A 21,166-nucleotide genomic window follows, 5' to 3' on the forward strand; every position below is an offset into this window, starting at 1 on the left:
CCCTATTCTTGAGAAGCTATATAAACCGGTGCTCTGAGGATCTGAGCTTCGGTCCAAATGTGTTCAGTTAATCCAACTGCCATGGCAGGAGTTCTCTGTTGAAAGCGCTTTTTACCCTCGGTTACTTCTAGAGGAGTTCGTAAACTGCGATGCACTCTCACCCAGTTGTAAACTGTAGCACTCCACCAAGCAACGGCCTGACGAGTATTACTGCGATGAGCGAAAGCAAGTGAGCGTCTGACTTGATGAGCATTCATCCGTCGTGCAGTGCCATTGAAACGCTCCACAGTTGAGGTGTTGGGAATGTTGTACCCTATTTCATCTAGCGCTTGATTGATCCGTTGCCAGCTCCCATGAGCTTTGCTCACCTCTACAGCTTCTAACTTTTGTCCCTGACGATGCTTGATGACTTGGACGTGGGCAAGGGTTCGAGGAATCCGATACTTGGAGTTGGGAGGTCGACCCATCGTGCTTTGACGGGGGGGAGGTAAGACACCCCGAAGATGACCGGAAAGAGAGTGCGATAACTCGCTTCTCCATCGGTCATCAGCACCAGGTCTTGGGGGATGAGCTAGTCGTCTGTGACTGCCTTGCATCAGCCTTTCTATCAGGTCTGTGTTACGGGGACCAATTGCCACGTGGACAATGAATTTACTGGCGGCATCAATGGATACCGCATCCCAACACTGCTGCTTTTTGCTGGCGACGTATCCATGACGTTCGTCCATCTCTAGTATGTCGATATCCAGTTGCTGAGCTTCCTGCTCATGAAAGTCCTGGGCATGCTGACCAAACTTGAGGGTCAAACGTTTCACCGTATCCGGATGGGTGTAGGTCAGACGTGATGTTCCTTTGATAGACGTTCCTTCTGCAATTTGACGACCTACTTCTATTGCTCGAGATTCAGGGATTTTTGTATTCCAAAAGGCAGTGTTCTTGCGTTCACTGAACTCTGCTCCACAGCTATGACAGCGCAGATACCGTATTCGATCTTGTCCGTATACTTTACGTACTGTTAAATTCTCAAGGCCCGCTTGACCATAGCTTTCACAGTTAGAGTTCACGCAAGCTAGCTCTGAAAGTAATGGCCTTTTTTTCTCTTCCATGGGAGTATCTTGGCTCAATAACTCCCTTCAGCAATACCTTTTTCGAGCCTCCCTTAGCTAGAGGGGCTGAGATAATCTCACCTAACTACCAAACAGTTATCGATTGGATTTATTTAAGTCCGCTTGATGCAGTTGCCAAAAACTAAAAGAAGGTGATTCTCAGTGTCTAATCAACCCAAATTCGAAGCCGCATTTCCATTTCAAGAGGATGTGTTGGCCTTGCCAGTAGTCGATCTTGATACCACTGCTGACTGGTATGCTCAAGCCTTTGACATGGTAGAGGTGGAGCGTAAGGCTCAACCCAATCCCACCGTTATTTTAGAAAGAGATGATGTGCAAATCGGTTTTGCCATCAATGGTGGAGATGCCTCTCAAGAGGGTGCTGCAATCCGGGTTGCTAATATTCAGGGCATCAAAGCAGAGTTGGAGTCAAAGGGCGTGGAGATTGGGAACTGGCGAGTGGATGAACGGGATGGGAAAAGATTCCAGGTGTTCTTTGTTGTGGCACCGGATGGGCTTTGCTATTGCTTCAATGAACCCATTTGAAACGCAGATTACTTCCTGCCATAAGCCGTTGCTCCATGACAATCTTAAAATAGCGTTTCAAACCCCTGGCCTCTGAGGTCATGGGATATTTTTGTGGTGATTTTTACGATGAACGAAGAGGCTAGAGATACCTGTAGTGGATGGGGTTTACTATTGAGTATTGAGAGTCAATGCTGACAAATCGCTACTGAGGGTTATAAGACATGGGTACAACTGCGATCGGGATTGATTCTGAGAATTTTGATTTACTGAAGATTTTACTGCGTGGTTCTGACGATTGGAATCAATGGCGTAAGAATAATCAAGGTGTTGAGATCAACCTAAAGGGTGCAAAACTAAACGGGGCAAAACTAAATTTTGCAGACCTGAGTGGTGCAAACCTCATCGAGGCAGACTTCACTGGAGCAGAACTAAACCGTGCAAACCTCACTGGGGCAAAACTCAGGCGGGCAGACCTCAGCCATGCAAAACTCAACTATGCAAGCCTCAGCAGTGCAAAACTCAATGGGGCTAACTTCATTGGGGCAGAACTCACCGGGGCAAAACTCCTCCGAGCAAAACTGATAAAGGCAAACCTCAAAGAGGCAAAACTCAATGGGGCCTACCTCACAGATGCAGACCTAAGTGGGGCAGATCTGAGTGGGGCAGACCTGAGTGGGGCAGACCTCATTGATGCAGACTTCATCGGGGCAGACCTAAGTGGGGCAAACCTCAGCCGTGCCTACCTCAATGGGACAGACTTCAACGGAGCAGACCTGAGTGGGGCAGACCTCAACGGAACAGACTCCGGCCTAATCAACGCCGTTAAACTACTGCAAGATAAGGCCCTGTCTGTCTTAAAAAATTTAACATCTTCGCCAAAATAGAATTTTCAATCTTTTCGGGTTGGAATCCCTGACTCAGATATAGGCCCTGCTGAGTTACAAGAACTGCTAACGGAACTGTTAGCGACTAAAAGGTCTGGGTTAAGGGGTTGTAGCGAGAGGCAGAATTTGCTGGTCAACCCAGTAGAGATCTCATACCTGATTTAACATAACCGTCTTCATGGCAGCAAGAGCATCAGCAGTGGCTTCTGACCAATGCATCCCTCGGTTCTTCTGTCGTTTGGCCACAATCAAATCACAAGCTTTCTCTGCATGAGCACTACCCATATATTGTCGTTGGAGACGACGCTCATTGTAATTGACGATATAGGTTTTTCGAGCCTTGAGATAGTCAATTAATTCTTGGAGTTTGCTTTCGTTCTTGGTAAGAGGTCGGCAGGCTTCTAAAGCTTTTATAGCAGGGCCTATTTGTCCTATCCATAGAGAAGAGTTTAGCTTCCTTTTGAGTGCTTTTTTCTCGTCACGAGTCGAGCAAATCATCCCCGCAAAATCGGCACATTTTCGACGAAGATGATACCAGTCGAGGAGCAGCTCTTTGTGAGTAAACTGGCTCAGATCGGTCTCGAAATAATTGCGTAGCCACTCAGCGCCATCTCCTAAAAGTGTCACCCAGTCATCTAATCCAGCACAGAAGAATAGCATCAGCGAAAGTTGTCTAAGCACCCGTGAGCCAGTCCCACTCAAATAACGACACCCCTTGGTCGTCGCAATCCGGGCTACCCGCATCGTCAACCACTTACTCGCCTGGGGCTGACGAACTAAGATGTCATCCATTGCCGCGATGGTCTGTCCGGGCTGAATTTCAGGCCCCAAACATCTGAGCTTTTCGGCTGACCAGTAGGCTGCTTCATTATTGCGGGCTTGCAGAACCCGTTGCCAATCCTGATGGGTGACCCCTTCAGGCGCTTTAGGATTGGGGTTGGCTAGAGCTTGCTCCACTGCAGCCGTCAATTCGATTGGCCATGCGGCTCGATGACGAGGCGCTTTAGCATCAATGAGATTGACCTGGAACTTGCTCAAGTCACTTTGGTCCTTCCATTGCTCCACTTCCTTAGCTTCGACAGCTCGGATTATGTCGCCATGCCGTTTCACTAGTGCATCGTCAATATTTAATTTTAGGGTAGATAGAAGTGAGCTTACACCTGGCATCTTCAATTTTCATTTGCCAATCCACACCGCGTTGCGAGTGGTTCACATCAATCGCCCATGCTTGAACTTCATCTTTTAGAGTTTCAATCGTCCCAAAGCGCCTCCTATCAATACACTGTCGCGTCATTGCACTCAGTTCGTTTTCGGCCACGTTCAGCCAACTGCCATGCTTAGGGGTGTAGCAAAAGTGGATGCGTTGAACGAACCGCCGGGCACGCTCAGGCTCGAACACCTCATAGAAAGCCCCTTTGGTATGGGTGTTGAGATTGTCACAGGTGAGTATGACGTGTGGGCATTGTGCATAGCGTCCTTCCATTAAGACTGCGACTTCACTGGCCCAATCGATTTTTGTTCGCCGCTCACGAACAGTTGCTTGTCGCCACCCCGCTAAAGGTTCGCTAAACATGAAGATATTGGCGGTACCTGCACGCTCATACTCATAATCAACCCGCTTAGGGTGTTGAGCGGTGGCTGGAATAGGGCACTTGATTTCTTTGTGGAGTTGGACAGGCTGTTCGTCCATACAAATCACCGGACAACTTGGGTCATAAGGCTGAGCATACACTTCCAGCACTTCTTCCATCTGAGCAACGAACTCTCCATCTGCTTCAGGCGGAATCACCCAGTACTCAATCTTGCGGTTGGTCATCCCGTTTTTTTCAGAGTCTGACGAACCGTTTCATGGCTGACAGATTCTACGATACCTAGTTCCACAACTTTGCGTGCCAGCAAGCGCAATGACCAATTCCCGTAGCCCTTAGGAGGGCTGCCTAATCGCATGGCAATGACTTGAGCTTCCTGCTCACCATCGAGTAACTGACTGCGAGGTGCTCTGACACGTTGGGCACCGTTAAGGGTTTCCTCAAATCCTCTCTCTACAAGACGTTTACGGATGTTCTCAACTGTTTTAACTCGACAAGAATAAGCATCTGAAATGCGTTCATCGGTCCAATTTGGCCCGTCGGCATTTGCTTTCAAAAGAATTTGAGCACGTCGTACTTTTTGGCTGCTGCCCTTGAGCTTTTTGATGACGGCTTGCAGATGGTTCTGCTCATCTTCACTCAGTCGGACAATATATTTTTTCGGCATAGGGATAGGTGTTTTCTCGGTCTGACTGCAATACTGCCACCATTGTTACCTACCCTAATCTTTTAGCTTGACGCTGTACTAGGACGCTCACTTCACTTCTAGAAATCACTTTGGGCTGTTGGGTTTGCCAGCTCAGTAACCGCTCGACGGTTCGGAAAGGTAAGTCTTGCGGGAATAAGCAGGCCCACTCTTGCAGCGTTCTAGTAATAATCGTTCCATGGTGCTCGGGTAATAGGTCGTTCCCGGGCATGAGGTGTTTGTCAGTCTGCAGATTGAAACATACTTGCCGTTGTAAGTGCAAAATACCCAAGCGACAGGCAATCTTTTGACTGGCGTAGCCATCAAACTCCACAATATCGGAATCAAATTGAGCACAGTACTCATCGACCTGCTGTTGGTCGAGAAGATCCCAATGAAGGCATAATAAATGACGTATCATCTGTTGACCAATCGTGATAGTCTGCTGCTCTAGAGTGTCCAGTGTACGCCCCAGAGACGACTCATCTACTTCCAAGGTAGGGATAGGAATTTGATTCAATTCGCTCATTGGGGATGAGGGAAAATCGTCTTCAACCCAACCAATAGAAATACACAAGTGACCCATCTGATGCCCTGCCAATAAGGATTAGAATGGCTTTCTTCCTTACCCTATCAGTCTATTCCCGATTCATTTGATTGACCCAGACCTTTTGGCTGCTAACCAGTTCCTTAATCATCAGCATAGTCGGCTCTCTTAAAATTTTGAGTCATGGGACGGTTTATGATGTTTTTATGAGTAGTGCTCATGTTTTGTTAAGCGTAATGTGAGTAATATTCATATTTCTGCAATGAAGGCTCAAAAATGAATGGCTAAAAAAGTAGATCCAATCCCTGGGATGCACCGCCAGCCTAAGCAAGCCCGTAGTCGAGAGCGGGTCAATAAGATTCTGGATGTTGCAGAAGAAATGTTTATTGCTGAGGGCTGTAATGCGGTAACGACGAATGCGATCGCAGCCAAAGCCGAGGTCCCGATCGGCTCTCTCTACCAGTTTTTTCCCTGACAAAGCCGCGATTGTTCAGGCTCTTGCAGCTCGCTATACAGCTCTGCACAGCCAGAAAATATTGGCGATGGGTCCTGAAATTGCATTACTTCCCTTCTCGGATGTTTTAGCGTTAGTGGTGGATACCAATGATCAATTCTTTGCGGATTATCCTGGCTATCAAGCCATCTATATGCAGATGCAGGCAACCGTACCAGAACTTGCAGCGATTGAAGAGGCGGCTGATGTTGAGATCATTGATGCAACGGCTGATTTTTTGTCTCAGCGTTTCCCTGGGTTAGACACTGATCACTATCAGGTGATCGCTATGGTCATCGTCAAAAGTATTGGCACGTTTTTGTGGTTGTCTCGAAGCCAACCCCCTGATTGTCGACAGCGTTTGCTAGATGAGACGAAACGATTAGTGCAGTCCTACGCTCTAAGCTACTGGCCTGAACAGGGATAGGAGCATGACCTACCACAGAAAATATCGCTATAGCAGCATTAACCCTCAATTTGCCTTGTAAAGATGTGTGTCTTTTGCCAACGACATCAGAAGCCAGCGTTAGGATCAGTTCAGCATAAATCTAAAGAAAAACTTAAGTAAATGTCCAATGACCAAATTTATGCATATCTAACTCGCTTGGTATTTTATTGTGTTGTCTCCTGCCCTGCTCCATGACCTCTGGCAATTGATTGAAGAATTGCCGACCTATGCCCTGATCAGATGGGATGATATCCGTCTAGCATCGTGGCTGCTAGAGCATATTGAGCATCGTTGTCGATTGAATGCAGAAGACCACAAAAGCATTGAGAAATACCTCGACTCCCATTTGCTGCTGATTCGAGAAATGGCTGAATCTGAGGAATACCATCCTCTTGCTGTATGACGAGTGAGACTCTCCTTTTGGGCATTTTCTTCAATACTCTGGAGATGCCCAAAAGGTTTTGTCCTTATACCTTTGAAAACGGTGGCACTTTGATCTAGCTGTTAGCTTAATCGCAATTACTTGTCTTATGGAGATGGAATGCGGTTTGTGAGATTGAATGTCTCGAACGCTATCTATCTTGACAACTTGTGTTGCATTTATGAGAAGAGAACGTTAATTCATCCTTCCTGATGCTATTTGGTGCAAGAAGCTGGAAAGCACTTATAGTCAGGTTTCTAGCGCAGTAGAATTTTGCAGGCTATGGTCTGTTAATCAAGAAACATTAACCTAGAACCGTTGTTTTTAGGAATAAATATGACAACTACTTCAGAGGGATCGTGAACCGTTTAGTCTGGATAAGGAGAGTTAACTAACTTCTGGTGATGGAGTGTTCACTTCGTTACAAAGAAAACAGTCTACTTTTCCAAAAATGCCGATTATAGTTTTCAATTCATCCTTTAATACACAAAGTTAAGAACAATGTCCCCAGTTCTTCTAAATCAAGTCTGGAAGTTGGTTGACACCTTCCCCCAAGGTCAACTTTTAGGATTAACTGATCATGCTTTGGTTGATCAGTTAAGTCAGCAGTTGGCAGAACGGCAAGAGCTGACTGATGATGAATTAGACACGGTTAAAGCTTATATTCAAAGCCGTCTGACTTTGATGCGTGATATGGCTTTGGTCATCTAACCCTCTATCAAAAGTCTTGGCAGTACTCCAACCATAGCTAAAAGCTTGGTTGGTGGTGTAGCGGAGTGTGACTGAAAGAAACAACCCTTCGGCAAAGCTCAGGAGCCTAAGTGCAGTATCTACACAGTAAATAGTATTATGTAGGCATGCTTAACATGACCTGGGAATTCAAACTAGACCCCACTCCTGAGCAAGTTATAGAAATTGAACACACCTTAACGATGTGTCGAAAAGTCTGGAACTTTGCTTTGTGTGAGCGTAAGGACTGGCTTAATTCTCGTAAATGCTCAGTGAATGCTTGTTCTCTTAGGCATGAGTACATCATGTCAGGTGATGAGCCATTTCCTAGTTATCACCTTCAAGCCAAACGTTTAACCCTTGCTAAGAAAGAGATTGCCGAACTCAAAAGCGTCAATGCTCAAATGCTTCAGCAAGTTTTGAGACAACTGGATGCATCCTGGGAGCGTTGGCTGACCAAGCAATCGGGTCTACCTAGATTCAAAAACCAAGCTCGACTGCGAAGCTTTGTATTTCCTCAGATGCTCAAGCATCCTCTCAGTGTAAGAGGCATCAAGCTTCCGCAACTGGGCTGGGTCAAAGTGAGATGGTCTAGAGATATACCCCAGATATGCGAAGTCAAACAAGCTCGTATTGTCCGTAAGGCGTCGGGGTACTTTGTCATGTTGAGTTTACAGGCTGATGTGGATATTCCAGAGGTGCCCTTTCATGGCCATCCTGTAGGAGTTGATGTGGGCTTGGAATACTTTCTATCTACTTCAGATGGCTTACAGATCAAACATCCTCGCTTTTTTAATGAGTTGCACCGCAAGCTGAAATTGCTGCAACGTAGACTCAAGACTAAGCAAAAGGGGAGTACTAACCGGTCCAAACTGCTGAGGAAGATCGCCAGAGTTCATCAACGGATTGCCGACACTCGTAAGGACTGGCATTTCAAGACCGCCCATCAGCTTTGTGACCAAGGAGATTCCATCTTCGTTGAAGACTTGGATTTCCGCATAATGGCGAAAGGGTTTTTGGGTAAACACACATTAGATGCTGGCCTTGGGCAATTCACTAACCAGATCCTTCCTTGGGTGTGCTGGAAGCGTAATGTTCATTATGGCAAGGTTGATCCAAGAGGAACTAGCCAGGAGTGTCCAGATTGTGGAGCAACGGTGAAAAAGGATTTGAGTGTCAGGATATCTCATTGTTTAGAGTGCGGCTCAATTAAGCCGAGAGATATTGCGGCAGCTCAAGTGATTTGTACCCGTGGGCAACGGGGAATAGAAAATGCCTGTGGAGTCGAGGTGACGGGGGATTCAGTAATGAATTCTAGTCAACTGGCTTTGAAGCAGGAAATCTTTGGAGCGATCTAAAGAATCTCCTTGCATACCCGCTAGGGTTGCTGGGAGAGGATGTCAACAAAATTGAACAGTAAAGTAACGCATAGTCTCCACTCCAGGAAATGTGTTGCTGACAAGATGGTGTTGTTTGGTCTGGGTTTGAGACAGACTGAAGTCTTCATCCTATTGCTGCCTGCTCTCTTGTTCCCTTCATCGATTCAATTCAAGAATGGGTTGTTCTTGAACTGATATTGGCTATATCTGGGCGTTAGGCATGTTACATTGCCTTTTCGATAGGTATTGAATTGATCCATATGGGTAACTCTGAATAATCTGCCCAAGAGGATCTCTGGCAGACAGCTGTTTGAACACCATGCTGAGCTGAAGAAGTCCAGCATACTGGCTAGAAATATTCACCCAATTTAGCGTCTGAGTGGGGCTGCATTTACCAGCTCCAAACATTTTCTGTGCCAATTTTTCAGCTTTATCTTGACAATATATGAGCAATACTCATATATCTATAAAGTGAGTAATGCTCATATTTTATGAATGTCTTTCTGCAAAGTCTATACCCCTGAAGCTTCACTAAGTCAGGGATTAAGGACGTTGTGAAGGAGAAATTCGGCTGCTCATAGAAGCAAGATGAGTGGCTGCCGTTCTGCATTTCCATTCATTGTTCTCAACTAAAAGCTTTGGAGAGAAATATGTTTAATGACCCTGTGGGCGTATTAACCGTTGCTCAACAAAAGACTGTTGCTGCAATGCTGGGGCAATCCTTTTCCCAAGACCCCTTCATGGCCTACCTAATGCCAAATGCCACAACACGAGCACAACACACAACAAAACTCTTTCTGCCCATGATCCGTTGGTGCCTTCGCTATGGCGGGGTTGAGGTTGCTCCAGAAGGAGGAGGATCATTGTTATGGGTGTCCCCTTTCAGTTGTCCCAAATGGTACGAAGTGGGCTGATTTTGGCCCCTTTCCTGATTGGTTTATCTGCCTTTAAACGGTTGCAGATTCATGAGGCAGCCTGCGAACATGCCCTGAAGGCAAAAGCGCCTCAACACTTTGCCTATCTTTGGGTTGTCGGCGTTCATCCCAACTCTGTTGGCCGCGGTATTGGCAAGCAGATGATCCAATCTGCACTGGATACTATGCGGTGCCAGGGGTACTCAGCTTGTCTCCTAAGAACAGAAAACCCTAACAATGTTGCCCTCTACGAACATCTTGGCTTTCAGCAGATTCATACGGATCTTCCGGTGGGGAGTGGTCTCCGATATTGGCTACTGTCTAAGGAGCTGGCCTAAGTCTATTAGAGAGAACGACATGACGTGGAGAAACTGGATCTTTTTTAAGACCCTAATGATGCTCAATATAAACCAGCTCTCCTTGGACCCAATGGCGATATAGAAAGGATTGCAAGGCTTGGATACAAGCCATTAGTTCCGCTGGTGAGGGCTGATCGCAGTCAATCTCTTCTACCCGCAGACTGGCAAGCCAATCAATTAATATTGCCGTATCGTCGGGTGCGATCGCACAGCTACCCTCTGCCTCCCACCATCCAGCCATATCTGCCCAATCTTGTATCACAGCTGCCATTGTTACGTTTGGCCAGTGCCGATACTTGTTATGCAGGGCACCAAAGATTTGATCTGCATAGGGGATGGACAGGACAAGCACCTGACGCTGCTGATGGGCCTGGGGCGGCCCCCAAAAATTAACCTTCTGATCTGAGGGGCTAATTTCTGAGAAAAAAACTGTTTTTTCTACCATTCTTGCCAGTCTCTATCGAGGAAGTCTTGATACCGCCGTTTCACCTATTGCCAGCTCTGGTTTGCCTGATTTTAAGAGCCTATTCCGTTTCACTTCGCAACAGACGTGATGGGAGTCACATCCAGTGGTGTGTATCGCTCACCCATCCTTGGTTTCTGGGTCATCGCGTCGGGGAATTCTCCTCGATTAAAGTACAAACAGCCTTGCGCCCGCTCCTAAATAGTCCCCCCCCCCTAAGCAGGAGCGGATAAAACGCAAGGCTGCCCGTATCAGCTATGGCCATTGTGAAGGAAGTTTGTATGACTGTTACGAAGCCGCCCCTCCGAAATTTACCTACCCCCTCCCCCAGAAATCTGCCCAATCTCCCCATCTATTTATTCGACGGATTCGGCTCACCCTATTCTCCATGCTGGGAATTTTTCTAGCCACTGGGCTGGGGGGGTGAGCCTGTGGTTTATCCGGGAAGATCGAGTCACTGCCATTGTTAAGCAGGTGGAGCTGCTCTTTGCCAACCCACCCCTCTGGCTCGCTGTCCCCCGTCGCCGCAGGCAATTATCTGGCTGTGCCCTCCGTGCTTTTGCTGGTGGCTGTCCTCGTCGTTATGCAGGTATCGTCCTCGCCTCGACCTTGGTCTCGCTTAGTCGTGGGTACGTCATTACTGCTGTTGATTGTGCAGTATATGGTTTGGCGTATTTTCTGGACCCTCAATCTTTCAGATACATTTAACAGCATCTTTAGTATCGGTCTGCTGACCTTAGAAATTATTACCATCGTCACCAATATTATTCAGCTTATTCTCGTGTCTCGCTCGACCAATCGGCTGGGCGAAGCGGACTTAAATGAAGTTGCCGTTCTCGATGGGGACTATCTGCCCACGGTAGATGTGATGATTCCTACCTATGACGAGCCCAGCTTTATTCTGAAGCGAACCATTATTGGTTGTCAGGCGATGGATTATCCCCGCAAGACCGTCTACCTGTTGGATGATACTCGGCGACCTGAAATCAAAGCCTTAGCTACAGAGCTAGGGTGTGAATACATTATCCGTCCCGATAATCTCCATGCCAAAGCCGGGAACTTGAATCATGCTCTGAATTTCACGTCGGGGGAACTGCTCACGGTCTTTGACGCAGACTTTGTGCCCACCCAAAACTTTCTCCGACGCACTGTGGGCTTCTTTCAGGACAACAGCATTGCCCTGCTGCAAACCCACCAAAGCTTTTTTAATCCCGATCCAGTCGCTCGCAATATTGGCCTGGAAAATATTCTGCCTCAAGAAGTCGAGATCTTTTCCCGCTACTACCAGCCCTTACGGGATGGGGTGGAAACAGCCCTGTGTTACGGTAGCTCCTTTGTGGCTCGCCGTAGTGCCTTAGCCGAGGCGGGCGGCTTTGCCACAGGTACCTTGAGCGAAGACTACTTCACTGGGGTTCGCCTCTCTGCTAGAGGCAAGCGCGTTATCTTCTTGGGTGAGAGCCTGAGTGCGGGGTTATCCGCAGAGAATATGTCGGCCCATATTACTCAGCGACTTCGCTGGGCTAGGGGCACCTTACAGGCCTTCTTTATCGAAGCCAATCCCCTCAGAATTAGAGGACTTAAGTTGATTCAGCGCCTGGCCCATCTGGATGGCTTACTGCAGTGGTTCACCAGTGTGTCTAGGGTTGGGTTTTTGCTCATGCCCCTGGCCTATGCCTTCTTTGGCGTTATTCCTTGGCGGGCGACGACTCAAGAAATGCTGTATTTCTTTGTGCCCTACTATTTGGTGCAGCTCCTCACCTTCTCTTGGCTGAATCAGCGTAGTCGCTCGGCTCTAATCTCCGATATTTATGCGGTGTCCCAATGCTTCCCGGTGGCTCTCACAGTCTTACAAACCCTATTCAATCCCTTTTCCAAAGGCTTTAAGGTAACTCCCAAAGGGGTTTCTAGTAATCGCTATACCTTTAACTGGAAATTAGCCTCTCCTTTAGTGGTGTTGTTTTTCTTCACCGCCGTTAGCCTCTGGCGTAACCTGGGCATGTGTATGGTCAAGGGAGCTTGGTCAACGACGGTTGATCCGGAAGTGGCGTTGCAAATAAAAGGCATTGAACTGGGTTGGCTTTGGAGTACCTACAACCTAATTGTTCTGGGAGTGGCCCTATTAATTTTGTTGGATGCCCCCTAAACCCGATCTCTACGAATGGTTCGATTTGCGACGTACGGTCCGACTCACCTTAGGTGACCTCAAGCTATGGGGCATTACCACCATGATTTCGGAAGGCGGTGCAGAAATTGCCTTGACCCAAGCTGGATTGCCCAGACATTATTTTGGAGAGTCGATCCAAATTGAGATCCAGGAAGAGAACTTATGTTTACAGGCGGTCATCACCCAGATTCAGCAGCGGGAAGATGATTACCCGATTGTTCAACTGAAATTTGCGGAGGTGACAACTCCCCAATACCGCAGGCTAGTAGAAATGCTGTTCTGTCGCCCCGGTCAGTGGAAAAGCCCCCAGGCTCCTGGAGAGCTGCAATCCCTCTACTTATTAGTGAAAAGCTTCTTCACCCCCCGGATTCTGTTTGATCGACAAATGAAGATCAGCCCGGTAGAAGTTTCCAAAACCTAATTCTCTCAACCCTTATTTCGAAAACCGGCCGGATTTCGGACCGATAGTATTGGAGCAAATTATGACCCTCGATGATGTAATTCTGTTGCTGCACCCTGTTTTGGCTGTGGTTGTGGTCTTCCCACTGATTGGAATGGTTTTGAACCGATCGATTTTGACCCGTCGCCGACGACTGAAGACGTCTCCGGGGAAAAGCAAAATTCCCCCTACAGTGGGACCCGAACATGTGCAGCTGGGGCGTTGGCTGACTGGATCTGTGGTGAGTTTAGCCCTATTGGGCTTGGCCCATCCCATTGGTGGCAAGATTTTGGAAACGAAGCTGTGGACTACCAACCCTTTTCAGGTGGTATTTATCTTGGGCATGTTCCTGGCCACGATTGGTTCTCTTATCCTGCTCTATCGGGCTAAGCCCTGGTATTGGCGAGCAACCTTCGCTGGATTAACGAGCCTGGGGGTGATTGTCCTGGGGTTCCAAGATGGGGTATTTCGCCGGGATGATGAATGGTTTGTGTCTCATTTTTACTATGGACTGATTGCCACGGTACTGATGATTGTGTCTTTGGCCATGGTGCAAGATATTTATCGCGATCGCACCCAAGTATTGCGACGAATCCATATCCTCCTCAACTGTCTGGCAACTTTACTCTTCCTGGGACAAGGGATCACGGGCACCCGCGATCTACTGGAAATTCCGTTAAGCTGGCAAAAGCCCCATTTGTATCGCTGTGATTTTGCCAATCAGACCTGTCCTGATGTTAGTAGCCAGCTTCCTGTCGTTAGCCCCCCGTTGGTATGAATGAGTCCAATGCCCTGGTGATTGGGGCCAGTCAAGGTATTGGCTTGGGCTTTGTTCACCACCTGTTGCAACAGCCACAAATTAAGACAATCTATGCCACCTATCGCTCTAAAGACTCCGCCGTAGGATTGCTGGCTCTGGCAGCGCAACATCCAGAGCGAATATCCTGCATCGCCGTTGATATTACTCAAGAAGTGCAAATTGCAGCCTGCTGTGATCAGATTCAAACTGAGGGTAATCTGCTTCAGTGGGTGATTAACTGTGTGGGCATTCTCCATGCAGGAGATCTACAGCCCGAGAAAGGATTGCGGCAACTGAATGCCGAACAGTTAACGCGATATTTCCAAGTCAATAGCATCGGGGCGGCCCTGTGGGCCAAACATCTCTTACCGTTGCTCAAGCATGATGATCGCAGTATCTTTGCCACGATCTCTGCCAAGATTGGCAGTATTGGCGATAACCATCTAGGCGGCTGGTACGGTTACCGTGCTTCCAAAGCAGCCTTGAATATGTTGATGCGAACCGCCTCAATTGAGTATCGGCGCCGCAGCCCCCAAACCATTGTGGTGACGCTGCATCCAGGCACCACAGACACCCAACTCTCAAAACCCTTTCAGCGGAACGTCCCACCCGAAAAATTATTTTCTGTCGATCGGACTGTTACTCAGCTGTTGGCCGTTCTTGACGGAGTGAACAAAGAAGACAGCGGCCAGTTCTTTTCCTGGGATGGCAGCAAGCTACCTTGGTAAGTGATGGTATGCAGAGGTTGCTGCTGGCTGGATCTCTTAATGTCTGGGGTATGAAGGTATCCCTATTAGAAAATGCCATGAGTCATACTGGCCATGTTATGAAGGAAGGAATAGGCTTTTACTCCCAGGCCGACTGTGTATAGGTGATCTGTTCCCAGTATGATGAAAGGGTTGCCTTGTTGCAGCAAGATTGAATTGGTCTCTTTCAGTGTCTTATAGTCCTCTTGGGGACTCATCTGAAGGGCTTTCCCCCGTAGATGCAGGAATACATTCATGGATACAAAAGCCTTTAAGCGAACGCTGCATAAATCTGAGCAGTATCATCGGAAGGGATTTGGTCACGAAGAAGAAGTGACGAACTTGCTGCAGTCTGAGTACAATAGCCAGCTCATCCAACAAATTCGAAATAATGGGTATCGCCTTGAGCAGGGTGACGTCACCATTCACTTAGCCGAAGCATTTGGATTTTGCTGGGGGGTGGAGCGGGCCATTGCCTTGGCCTATGAAACTCGTCGCCAGTTTCCCCAAGAGCGAATCTGGATTACCAACGAAATTATTCATAACCCTTCGGTTAATAAGAACTTACGGGATATGAAAGTAGAGTTTATTCCGGTCCAACCCGACGGCCAGAAAGACTTTACAGTGGTTGCCAAAAATGATGTAGTGATCCTGCCGGCCTTTGGTGCTAGTGTCCAGGAAATGCAGTTGCTTAATGATAAAGGCTGCACCATCATGGATACCACCTGTCCGTGGGTATCGAAGGTTTGGAACTCTGTCGAAAAACATAAAAAAGGGTCTTATACTTCGATTATTCATGGCAAGTATAAGCATGAAGAGACGGTTGCCACGAGCTCCTTTGCGGGGACCTATTTAGTCTTACTCAACCTGGAAGAAGCGGAATATGTGGCGGACTATATCTTGAATCCAGGAGAAACGCCGTCTGAACGGGAACAACAGCGTGCGGATTTTATGGCGAAGTTCGCCAACGCTCACTCACCTGGGTTTGACCCAGAAACAGATTTAGAGCGGGTCGGTATTGCCAACCAAACGACGATGCTTAAAGGTGAAACTGAGCAAATAGGTAAGCTTTTTGAACGTACTGTCATGCGTAAGTATGGTCCTGCCAAGGTCAACGAGCATTTCCTCAGTTTCAACACCATTTGTGATGCTACCCAAGAACGTCAAGATGCAATTTTTCAATTGGTCGATGAACCCTTGGATTTAATGGTAGTGATTGGTGGCTTTAATTCATCCAATACGACTCATCTCCAAGAGATCTCTATTGATAAAAACATTCCGTCCTATCATATTGATAGTGTCGAACGCATTGGCCCAGGCAATCAGGTTGAACATAAACCCCTTAATGCTGATCTGACGGTCACGGAAAATTGGTTGCCGAAGGGTCCCCTTGCCATTGGGATCACGTCAGGGGCCTCAACACCTGACAAAGTTGTGTCTGATATTGTCGAAAAAATCTTCGCAATTAAAAGCGCTTCTGTAGAAGTTGTGGGAGTTGGTTAATTACCACTAAAACCCTGACTAACGAGTCACCACCATAATAATGGTCATCACAAAGAAGCCGCTAGCACCCACAATCGTGATGATGTCGGTAACTCGTTTGACGTGGTTGAGGCGTCGATCTAAATGCTGCAGGGCAGAACGGTCGGCGTAAATTAAGTTGCTCAAGTCCTGCATGGAATTTTCGAGCCAGTCCAGCTTGTTGGTATCTGCACCAGGGGCTGGAGTTGTTGTTTGTTCCAATTGTTGGAGTTGACTGCGATCGTGATGAAGCTGCTCTTGTAGGTCATAGGTTGTGGCTTCAAAACTATGCCTTAAGTCTAAAATCTCTGATTGTAATTGGGCATATTTGGTGTCGAATTGCGATTCTAACTCTACATATTGTTCTTGTAATTGTGATGGTACCGAAGCCTCCTCCAAGGAGTTTTTAGCTTGGCTCAGAGATTGTTCCAATTCTTGCTGGGTTTGGGTGAGTTGCTCAAAATGAGTTTGCAGTTCAGAAAAGCCATCCAATACCTGAAAAGCTTGACTAAACCGACTTCGCAAACTCTCTAATTCTTTCTCCAGTTGATCAATTGCACTCAAAACCCTTCTCCTCAAAGGCTATAAACTTGTTTTTTACTTCCAGGCATTGCAAACCTAATATTTAAGTCGTCAAGCTTTGACTTTAAGGGGTAATGTTCATCAAGTAAAGTGTTCATCTGTCTAATTTGCCACGCAATTGTTAGAACTTGAGTGCACTCAGATTTAGGGCCAAACACTCGTTCTGCCATTGCTCCTAGAGTGGAGGCAGGCACATGTTTTCCATGGCTGTCTAGAACCTGCTTTATGCCGATATAAGCTTCATCAGGGCTGATTAAAGAAATGGACTGACAAAAGAGTAATAGTCCTTCTAGAGAAATCCCTTGTGACAGCGCTTGCTTAAATCCTTTGCGCCAGCAGTTTAGAGCGACTTTGGCCTGATGTTGGTACTCGTACAGTAAGATTCCCAAAATATAGTAAGCGAGAACATGATCCGGTTGTCGCTCCAATTTTTGCTTCAGGTGCGGTAACAGTTTCTTCGCGTCAGCTGGAGAAGAGATCAGGCTTTTAAATGCGTCGATTGTGGCAATATCGATTGAATCGGATTCTTTCAGAATTCGTAGCAACCGCTTTTCCACAAGGGTAAGGTCTGAAGAGGGGGTTGCAGCTTCTGTTGTGGTGGGGTTGCGATTCATTACTTTTTTTAAGAGGCCAGGACTCAGCTGGGTATACCCCTTATGGACAGAGCGAATCGCATTGGCGACTTCTTCTGAAGACGCATTTTTGAGCAGGTATCCCATTGCTCCTGCGCGTAAGGCATCCGCAATGCATTTATCATCATCTGCACTGCTCAACAGTAAAACCTTCGTATTAGGACAGCGCTGACAAATAATCTCTGTGGCAGCAGCACCATCCATGACAGGCATATACATATCAACCAAAACGACATCAGGTTGAAGTTGTTCTGCCATTGACACACCTATTTTGCCATTTTCGGCCAGTCCTACAATCTGTAAGTCAGATTCAGATTCCAATAAGGCTTTGAGCCCTTGACGGATTACTTTCTGATCATCAACTAGAAGAATGCGGATCATTGTTGGGGATATTCTAATGAAAAGAGCAGGCGACTTTAACTGGTCGGGTCCACATATTATGGACCACCAGATTAAATGATCATCATCTTAATCAAAATTAGGTTGAATGAGTGGATGAAGATGCTGATCATTTAACTCCCCCTCTAGAAAATACTATCTATAAAATCTTGATTGTTCCAATAAACTTGCCAAGTTTTAATTCTTCTATCGAAATTTGCTAAAAACTGCACAAAAAAACTCCAGAATGCAAACCCTGGAGTGTGATGTGTTTGATGCAATTGTTTCAGTTGTTAAGCGTATACCCATTCAACATCAAAGGATAAGAGGAGAGATATCTCCAATATCATTATTCCGCGGGGCGACAATTGCGAAAACTGAGGGTTCCATCAGGCATGACAGTATTACAGATGTTGGCTCCATCAAGATTTGCCCCATCAAGATTTGCGCCATTCAAGTTTGCAGCTCGCAGCATGGCCCCTCGTAGATCCGCATTGGCAAAATTGGTCTTGTTTAGGGTTGCAGCACGAAGAATTGCCCCCTGTAGATTGACACCACTAAAGTCGCAACCGTTTAAGTTGGCCACAGAAAAATCTGCTTTAGAGAAATTCGCCCCCGTTAAGATTGTGTCTTCGATACGAGCACTGGTGAGGTTTACTCCCTCTAAATTGGCATTTGTTAGATCGCTGAATTGGATCGTGGCATTCTTCAAATTAGAATCCTTCAAATTGCCGTCTTGTAGTTCGAAACTCCGTATTGTGGCACCGGCTAAATCACAGCCTTCACAGATCTTGGTTTTACGGAGTTCAGGCACATTCTTAATGGCTTCTTTGGATAAGGGGGCCATTCTCATCTGGGCATGGGCAAGATCTGGGGGGAGAACCCCGAACCACAATACAGCCACTAGGACTGCAATTTTTACAACAGCTTTTAACATTTATAGACCTCTATAATCCGGGGGAGTATGCCAAACCTCAGCAGATTGACCGCCGTCAATTATAGAACTCTGTCGAGTGCTTAATCTCTAATTGGAGACAATTTGTAGGGTTTGGCTATGCCTTGAGCGGGAGTAGGAATGAGCGATTGATAGCCAAAAGACTCAAATTTTGCTTTGACTCAATTGAATAGAACGTAGAATTTGGCCTCCATCGCAAAAAAGAGGAGTCAACTGGGGAACACTAGGGAAAACCTGAATAGAGTATCTTTAAAACCTATGGAAAATGAAACTGTTTTCCAGTCTGATTTCCAACCTGATGTTCCTGATGAAGTGTCAGTCTTGCGTAAACAACTGGCAATCAGCCTTAAATTTCACCATAGCAGTACCTTAGAAAGGCTCCCCATTGAGGTTGCCGTCCAAGTCATGGCAGAAGTGTGGGATGCATGCAACCGGAATAGTGGTCCCAGAAAGAATGGTGCCAGAAGGCATGCGGATAGTTGAACTATGTCACAGGCTGCTTTAGCAAAGGTATTATCGGCTCTCGAGATTTTAGTTCTGGAAGACCAAGGTGATCAGTCTTTTCAGGTGATTGGTAATCTTCCGTCATGGTATCTGTCTTTAATGGGGACTGATCAAGAGCCAACGGCGGTGATTCATCTAGCGGATGCATTCCCTTTTCTGACTTATTTTTTGGAAGATGCTGCTCAGTTCTGGCAAACTGGGCGAGAACAAGTTCTAAAATCTGGTTTGTGGGTTGAAGTGGATCAGTCGGGTTCTGACATTCCCCTGGAGGCATCGGCCCTGGGCCTGGGGGATCAAAGAATCATACTCATTGCTTTATCCCAAACTACTTACACAGAAAAGTCAGTTTTAATTCAGCAAGGTCGAGAAAATGCTCTGGCCCAAAGTGCTGAACGTAAACGAGCCGCTGAGCAGCTACGCCATAGTATTTTTTATGATTGGCTCACGGAATTACCCAACCAGTCTTTTATTCGACTGCGATTGGTGGATGCTCTATCCCAGACTAAAACTCAGCCAGAGTGCTCTTTTGCGCTTCTCTACATTGATATTAAGCACTTTAAGGCCATCAATACTCGCTTAGGATTATGGGCGGGTGACCAGCTTTTGATGATGGTTGCGCAACGACTGTCTGAGCTTTTAAGGCCAGATGATATTGCGGCTCGTTTCGGCGGAGATGATTTTGTGGTTCTCCTGCGGCCGGTTGATGGTGAGCAAGAGACTCGAAAAATCACCGAAAAAATTCAGCGCCATCTTTTGGCCCCCTACGCAATTCACTCTCAAGACATTCATATCCAGTTTGATATGGGGATTGCCATGGGCTCGGCTCTGTATCAACAACCGGAAGACTTGATCCGTGATGCTTGTACGGCATTGGAATATGCCAAAAGTCATGGCACAGAGAATTATGCCATTTTTCACCAGACGATGCATTTGCAATCTCTGACCCGAATGCAGTTGGAGCATGATCTGTCCCGGGCTGTCTGGCAAAATGAGTTACGGGTTTGCTACCAACCCATCATTTCCTTAGCGGACGGTTCGCTGCAGGCCTTTGAAGCGTTAGTGCGATGGCAACATCCAACATTAGGGTTGTTGTCTCCTGGTCAGTTTATTGCGATCGCAGAAGATAGTGGCTTAATTATTCCCATTGGTGCCTGGATCTTGAGGGAAGCCTGCGAGCAGATCCAGCAGTGGCGCAGCCAAACCAATTTGCCTTTGAGTATGCATGTCAACTTATCGGCCCGGCAGCTGGATCAGTTGGATTTGCTGGATGCAATCCGAGGAACCTTGGCCGAAACACAGCTTGACCCCTCGGGTTTAAAGCTAGAAATTACCGAGACGATGGTCTTTAACAACGTAGAATATGCGGCGTCAATGCTGCGGCAAATTAAAGGTTTAGGGATTCAACTGAGTATGGATGACTTTGGCACGGGGTATGCCTCTTTAAGTTATCTCCATCAACTACCGGTCGATAATCTCAAGATCGATCGATCCTTTGTCGAAACCATTGATACCTCTGGCACGGAATCAGAGATTATTCAAGCTGTAGTGCAGCTGGCCCATAGCTTGAACATCGACGTGGTTGCTGAAGGGGTAGAGACCGTAGAGCAGGCCAACCGCCTGAGAACCTTGGGATGTGAATATGCTCAAGGCTACTTGTTTGCTAAACCAATGGCGCCTGCAGACGTGGAAAAAGTGCTCTATCAAAATTTTGCTTCTCTTTTTGAAGCCGTTAGAGTTTAACTTCTGGGGTTGCCCAAATTTGCCTGGACAAAGCTCTAATGGGGATATTGCCTATTCTCAACTGATGGGCTGATATTGATCGGATGATTGCGGCCAGAAACAAAATATTGGTGGTGTTGTCTTTGAACCTAATTCACATAAGTTCTGTCTAAGAATTAGGT

General features: G+C 46.8%; 27 protein-coding genes. 17 read left to right on the forward strand and 10 right to left on the reverse strand.

What is annotated here, in order from left to right; all coding sequences use genetic code 11:
* Positions 1 to 2: 2 nt before the first annotated feature.
* A complete protein-coding gene (locus HRE53_RS21580) occupies positions 3 to 1,106 on the reverse strand; it encodes a hypothetical protein (protein ID WP_235107881.1) in 1,104 nt (367 codons plus the stop codon).
* Positions 1,107 to 1,268: 162 nt separating this feature from the next.
* Between HRE53_RS21580 and HRE53_RS21585 the strand changes: the two genes are divergently transcribed.
* On the forward strand, positions 1,269 to 1,652 hold the full coding sequence (locus tag HRE53_RS21585) for a VOC family protein (RefSeq protein WP_235107882.1): 384 nt from the start codon (positions 1,269 to 1,271) through the stop codon (positions 1,650 to 1,652).
* A gap of 203 nt (positions 1,653 to 1,855) precedes the next feature.
* Positions 1,856 to 2,518, forward strand: a complete 663-nt coding sequence (locus tag HRE53_RS21590; protein WP_235107883.1) for a pentapeptide repeat-containing protein — start codon at positions 1,856 to 1,858, stop codon at positions 2,516 to 2,518.
* 150 nt (positions 2,519 to 2,668) lie between these two features.
* On the opposite strand, the gene HRE53_RS21595 is transcribed toward HRE53_RS21590, so the two are convergent.
* Genes HRE53_RS21595 through HRE53_RS21610 form a run of 4 tightly spaced genes read right to left on the reverse strand, consistent with a single transcriptional unit; the run spans position 2,669 to position 5,321 of the window.
* Positions 2,669 to 3,628 carry a hypothetical protein gene (locus HRE53_RS21595; RefSeq protein WP_235107884.1) on the reverse strand — a complete coding sequence of 320 codons (960 nt, stop codon included), beginning with the start codon at positions 3,626 to 3,628 and terminating at the stop codon, positions 2,669 to 2,671.
* Positions 3,629 to 3,638: 10 nt separating this feature from the next.
* Entirely contained in the window at positions 3,639 to 4,334 is a 696-nt protein-coding gene (locus HRE53_RS21600; protein ID WP_235107885.1) for an IS630 family transposase, read from the reverse strand.
* Entirely contained in the window at positions 4,331 to 4,774 is a 444-nt protein-coding gene (locus HRE53_RS21605) for a helix-turn-helix domain-containing protein (RefSeq protein WP_235107886.1), read from the reverse strand. The genes HRE53_RS21600 and HRE53_RS21605 overlap by 4 nt, the downstream gene beginning before the upstream one ends.
* A gap of 49 nt (positions 4,775 to 4,823) precedes the next feature.
* Complete coding sequence (locus tag HRE53_RS21610) at positions 4,824 to 5,321, reverse strand: hypothetical protein (RefSeq protein WP_235107887.1); 498 nt, start codon at positions 5,319 to 5,321, stop codon at positions 4,824 to 4,826.
* Between the two features lie 298 nt (positions 5,322 to 5,619).
* On the opposite strand from HRE53_RS21610, the gene HRE53_RS21615 reads away from it, so the two are divergent.
* The 7 genes from HRE53_RS21615 to HRE53_RS21645 all read left to right on the forward strand — a co-directional run bounded on the left by HRE53_RS21615 (position 5,620) and on the right by HRE53_RS21645 (position 10,061).
* Positions 5,620 to 5,814, forward strand: a complete 195-nt coding sequence (locus tag HRE53_RS21615; protein ID WP_235107888.1) for a TetR/AcrR family transcriptional regulator — start codon at positions 5,620 to 5,622, stop codon at positions 5,812 to 5,814.
* A complete protein-coding gene (locus HRE53_RS21620) occupies positions 5,756 to 6,259 on the forward strand; it encodes a TetR/AcrR family transcriptional regulator (protein ID WP_235107889.1) in 504 nt (167 codons plus the stop codon). Before HRE53_RS21615 ends, HRE53_RS21620 begins: the two co-directional genes overlap by 59 nt.
* Before the next feature lie 190 nt (positions 6,260 to 6,449).
* Positions 6,450 to 6,683, forward strand: coding sequence for a hypothetical protein (locus HRE53_RS21625; protein WP_235107890.1), 234 nt, complete (start codon positions 6,450 to 6,452; stop codon positions 6,681 to 6,683).
* 519 nt (positions 6,684 to 7,202) lie between these two features.
* Complete coding sequence (locus HRE53_RS21630; protein ID WP_212665259.1) at positions 7,203 to 7,412, forward strand: hypothetical protein; 210 nt, start codon at positions 7,203 to 7,205, stop codon at positions 7,410 to 7,412.
* Between the two features lie 146 nt (positions 7,413 to 7,558).
* Positions 7,559 to 8,788, forward strand: a complete 1,230-nt coding sequence (locus tag HRE53_RS21635) for a transposase (protein WP_315875807.1) — start codon at positions 7,559 to 7,561, stop codon at positions 8,786 to 8,788.
* A gap of 671 nt (positions 8,789 to 9,459) precedes the next feature.
* A complete protein-coding gene (locus HRE53_RS21640; RefSeq protein ID WP_235107892.1) occupies positions 9,460 to 9,723 on the forward strand; it encodes a hypothetical protein in 264 nt (87 codons plus the stop codon).
* The gene (locus HRE53_RS21645; RefSeq protein ID WP_235107893.1) at positions 9,678 to 10,061 is read left to right on the forward strand and encodes an N-acetyltransferase; all 384 of its coding nucleotides are present in this window, start codon (positions 9,678 to 9,680) and stop codon (positions 10,059 to 10,061) included. The genes HRE53_RS21640 and HRE53_RS21645 overlap by 46 nt, the downstream gene beginning before the upstream one ends.
* A gap of 52 nt (positions 10,062 to 10,113) precedes the next feature.
* Here HRE53_RS21645 and HRE53_RS21650 read toward each other — a convergent pair whose 3' ends face one another.
* Positions 10,114 to 10,527 (reverse strand): hypothetical protein, encoded by a 414-nt coding sequence (locus tag HRE53_RS21650; protein ID WP_235107894.1) that lies wholly within the window; start codon positions 10,525 to 10,527, stop codon positions 10,114 to 10,116.
* Between the two features lie 295 nt (positions 10,528 to 10,822).
* Between HRE53_RS21650 and HRE53_RS21655 the strand changes: the two genes are divergently transcribed.
* The 5 genes from HRE53_RS21655 to HRE53_RS21675 all read left to right on the forward strand — a co-directional run bounded on the left by HRE53_RS21655 (position 10,823) and on the right by HRE53_RS21675 (position 14,675).
* Complete coding sequence (locus tag HRE53_RS21655) at positions 10,823 to 10,972, forward strand: hypothetical protein (protein WP_235107895.1); 150 nt, start codon at positions 10,823 to 10,825, stop codon at positions 10,970 to 10,972.
* Positions 10,973 to 11,032: 60 nt separating this feature from the next.
* A complete protein-coding gene (locus tag HRE53_RS21660) occupies positions 11,033 to 12,688 on the forward strand; it encodes a glycosyltransferase family 2 protein (protein ID WP_235107896.1) in 1,656 nt (551 codons plus the stop codon).
* Positions 12,678 to 13,130, forward strand: a complete 453-nt coding sequence (locus tag HRE53_RS21665) for a PilZ domain-containing protein (protein ID WP_235107897.1) — start codon at positions 12,678 to 12,680, stop codon at positions 13,128 to 13,130. Before HRE53_RS21660 ends, HRE53_RS21665 begins: the two co-directional genes overlap by 11 nt.
* 61 nt (positions 13,131 to 13,191) lie before the next feature.
* On the forward strand, positions 13,192 to 13,926 hold the full coding sequence (locus HRE53_RS21670) for a DUF4079 domain-containing protein (RefSeq protein ID WP_212665263.1): 735 nt from the start codon (positions 13,192 to 13,194) through the stop codon (positions 13,924 to 13,926).
* Positions 13,923 to 14,675 (forward strand): SDR family NAD(P)-dependent oxidoreductase, encoded by a 753-nt coding sequence (locus tag HRE53_RS21675; RefSeq protein WP_235107898.1) that lies wholly within the window; start codon positions 13,923 to 13,925, stop codon positions 14,673 to 14,675. The genes HRE53_RS21670 and HRE53_RS21675 overlap by 4 nt, the downstream gene beginning before the upstream one ends.
* 65 nt (positions 14,676 to 14,740) lie before the next feature.
* Here the strand turns inward: HRE53_RS21675 and HRE53_RS21680 are convergent, their stop codons facing one another.
* A complete protein-coding gene (locus HRE53_RS21680) occupies positions 14,741 to 14,950 on the reverse strand; it encodes a hypothetical protein (RefSeq protein ID WP_235107899.1) in 210 nt (69 codons plus the stop codon).
* Here HRE53_RS21680 and HRE53_RS21685 point away from each other — a divergent pair.
* Positions 14,949 to 16,196, forward strand: coding sequence for a 4-hydroxy-3-methylbut-2-enyl diphosphate reductase (locus tag HRE53_RS21685; RefSeq protein WP_235107900.1), 1,248 nt, complete (start codon positions 14,949 to 14,951; stop codon positions 16,194 to 16,196). The two genes, HRE53_RS21680 and HRE53_RS21685, sit on opposite strands and share 2 nt — an antisense overlap.
* A gap of 18 nt (positions 16,197 to 16,214) precedes the next feature.
* On the opposite strand, the gene HRE53_RS21690 is transcribed toward HRE53_RS21685, so the two are convergent.
* The 3 genes from HRE53_RS21690 to HRE53_RS21700 form a co-directional block, all read right to left on the reverse strand.
* Positions 16,215 to 16,778 carry a hypothetical protein gene (locus HRE53_RS21690; protein WP_212665267.1) on the reverse strand — a complete coding sequence of 188 codons (564 nt, stop codon included), beginning with the start codon at positions 16,776 to 16,778 and terminating at the stop codon, positions 16,215 to 16,217.
* An 11-nt stretch (positions 16,779 to 16,789) separates the two neighbouring features.
* The gene (locus HRE53_RS21695; RefSeq protein WP_212665268.1) at positions 16,790 to 17,809 is read right to left on the reverse strand and encodes a response regulator transcription factor; all 1,020 of its coding nucleotides are present in this window, start codon (positions 17,807 to 17,809) and stop codon (positions 16,790 to 16,792) included.
* Between the two features lie 346 nt (positions 17,810 to 18,155).
* Positions 18,156 to 18,743, reverse strand: coding sequence for a pentapeptide repeat-containing protein (locus tag HRE53_RS21700; RefSeq protein WP_212665269.1), 588 nt, complete (start codon positions 18,741 to 18,743; stop codon positions 18,156 to 18,158).
* Positions 18,744 to 19,019: 276 nt separating this feature from the next.
* Between HRE53_RS21700 and HRE53_RS21705 the strand changes: the two genes are divergently transcribed.
* Entirely contained in the window at positions 19,020 to 19,244 is a 225-nt protein-coding gene (locus HRE53_RS21705) for a hypothetical protein (protein ID WP_212665270.1), read from the forward strand.
* A 3-nt stretch (positions 19,245 to 19,247) separates the two neighbouring features.
* Positions 19,248 to 21,005, forward strand: coding sequence for a bifunctional diguanylate cyclase/phosphodiesterase (locus HRE53_RS21710; RefSeq protein ID WP_212665271.1), 1,758 nt, complete (start codon positions 19,248 to 19,250; stop codon positions 21,003 to 21,005).
* Positions 21,006 to 21,166 lie beyond the last annotated feature (161 nt).

Source organism: Acaryochloris sp. 'Moss Beach' (genome assembly GCF_021497025.1).
GTDB classification, from domain to species: domain Bacteria; phylum Cyanobacteriota; class Cyanobacteriia; order Thermosynechococcales; family Thermosynechococcaceae; genus Acaryochloris; species Acaryochloris marina_A.

What these genes read in the sequence shown, in the direction of transcription:
- HRE53_RS21580 (WP_235107881.1), bottom strand. Translation starts at nt 1,106, where the DNA reads ATGGAAGAGAAAAAAAGGCCATTACTTTCAGAGCTAGCTTGCGTGAAC.
- HRE53_RS21590 (WP_235107883.1), top strand. Translation starts at nt 1,856, where the DNA reads ATGGGTACAACTGCGATCGGGATTGATTCTGAGAATTTTGATTTACTG.
- HRE53_RS21600 (WP_235107885.1), bottom strand. Translation starts at nt 4,334, where the DNA reads ATGACCAACCGCAAGATTGAGTACTGGGTGATTCCGCCTGAAGCAGAT.
- HRE53_RS21605 (WP_235107886.1), bottom strand. Translation starts at nt 4,774, where the DNA reads ATGCCGAAAAAATATATTGTCCGACTGAGTGAAGATGAGCAGAACCAT.
- HRE53_RS21610 (WP_235107887.1), bottom strand. Translation starts at nt 5,321, where the DNA reads ATGAGCGAATTGAATCAAATTCCTATCCCTACCTTGGAAGTAGATGAG.
- HRE53_RS21615 (WP_235107888.1), top strand. Translation starts at nt 5,620, where the DNA reads ATGGCTAAAAAAGTAGATCCAATCCCTGGGATGCACCGCCAGCCTAAG.
- HRE53_RS21620 (WP_235107889.1), top strand. Translation starts at nt 5,756, where the DNA reads ATGCGATCGCAGCCAAAGCCGAGGTCCCGATCGGCTCTCTCTACCAGT.
- HRE53_RS21630 (WP_212665259.1), top strand. Translation starts at nt 7,203, where the DNA reads ATGTCCCCAGTTCTTCTAAATCAAGTCTGGAAGTTGGTTGACACCTTC.
- HRE53_RS21635 (WP_315875807.1), top strand. Translation starts at nt 7,559, where the DNA reads ATGCTTAACATGACCTGGGAATTCAAACTAGACCCCACTCCTGAGCAA.
- HRE53_RS21640 (WP_235107892.1), top strand. Translation starts at nt 9,460, where the DNA reads ATGTTTAATGACCCTGTGGGCGTATTAACCGTTGCTCAACAAAAGACT.
- HRE53_RS21645 (WP_235107893.1), top strand. Translation starts at nt 9,678, where the DNA reads ATGGGTGTCCCCTTTCAGTTGTCCCAAATGGTACGAAGTGGGCTGATT.
- HRE53_RS21650 (WP_235107894.1), bottom strand. Translation starts at nt 10,527, where the DNA reads ATGGTAGAAAAAACAGTTTTTTTCTCAGAAATTAGCCCCTCAGATCAG.
- HRE53_RS21665 (WP_235107897.1), top strand. Translation starts at nt 12,678, where the DNA reads ATGCCCCCTAAACCCGATCTCTACGAATGGTTCGATTTGCGACGTACG.
- HRE53_RS21670 (WP_212665263.1), top strand. Translation starts at nt 13,192, where the DNA reads ATGACCCTCGATGATGTAATTCTGTTGCTGCACCCTGTTTTGGCTGTG.
- HRE53_RS21675 (WP_235107898.1), top strand. Translation starts at nt 13,923, where the DNA reads ATGAATGAGTCCAATGCCCTGGTGATTGGGGCCAGTCAAGGTATTGGC.
- HRE53_RS21685 (WP_235107900.1), top strand. Translation starts at nt 14,949, where the DNA reads ATGGATACAAAAGCCTTTAAGCGAACGCTGCATAAATCTGAGCAGTAT.
- HRE53_RS21680 (WP_235107899.1), bottom strand. Translation starts at nt 14,950, where the DNA reads ATGAATGTATTCCTGCATCTACGGGGGAAAGCCCTTCAGATGAGTCCC.
- HRE53_RS21695 (WP_212665268.1), bottom strand. Translation starts at nt 17,809, where the DNA reads ATGATCCGCATTCTTCTAGTTGATGATCAGAAAGTAATCCGTCAAGGG.
- HRE53_RS21700 (WP_212665269.1), bottom strand. Translation starts at nt 18,743, where the DNA reads ATGTTAAAAGCTGTTGTAAAAATTGCAGTCCTAGTGGCTGTATTGTGG.
- HRE53_RS21705 (WP_212665270.1), top strand. Translation starts at nt 19,020, where the DNA reads ATGGAAAATGAAACTGTTTTCCAGTCTGATTTCCAACCTGATGTTCCT.
- HRE53_RS21710 (WP_212665271.1), top strand. Translation starts at nt 19,248, where the DNA reads ATGTCACAGGCTGCTTTAGCAAAGGTATTATCGGCTCTCGAGATTTTA.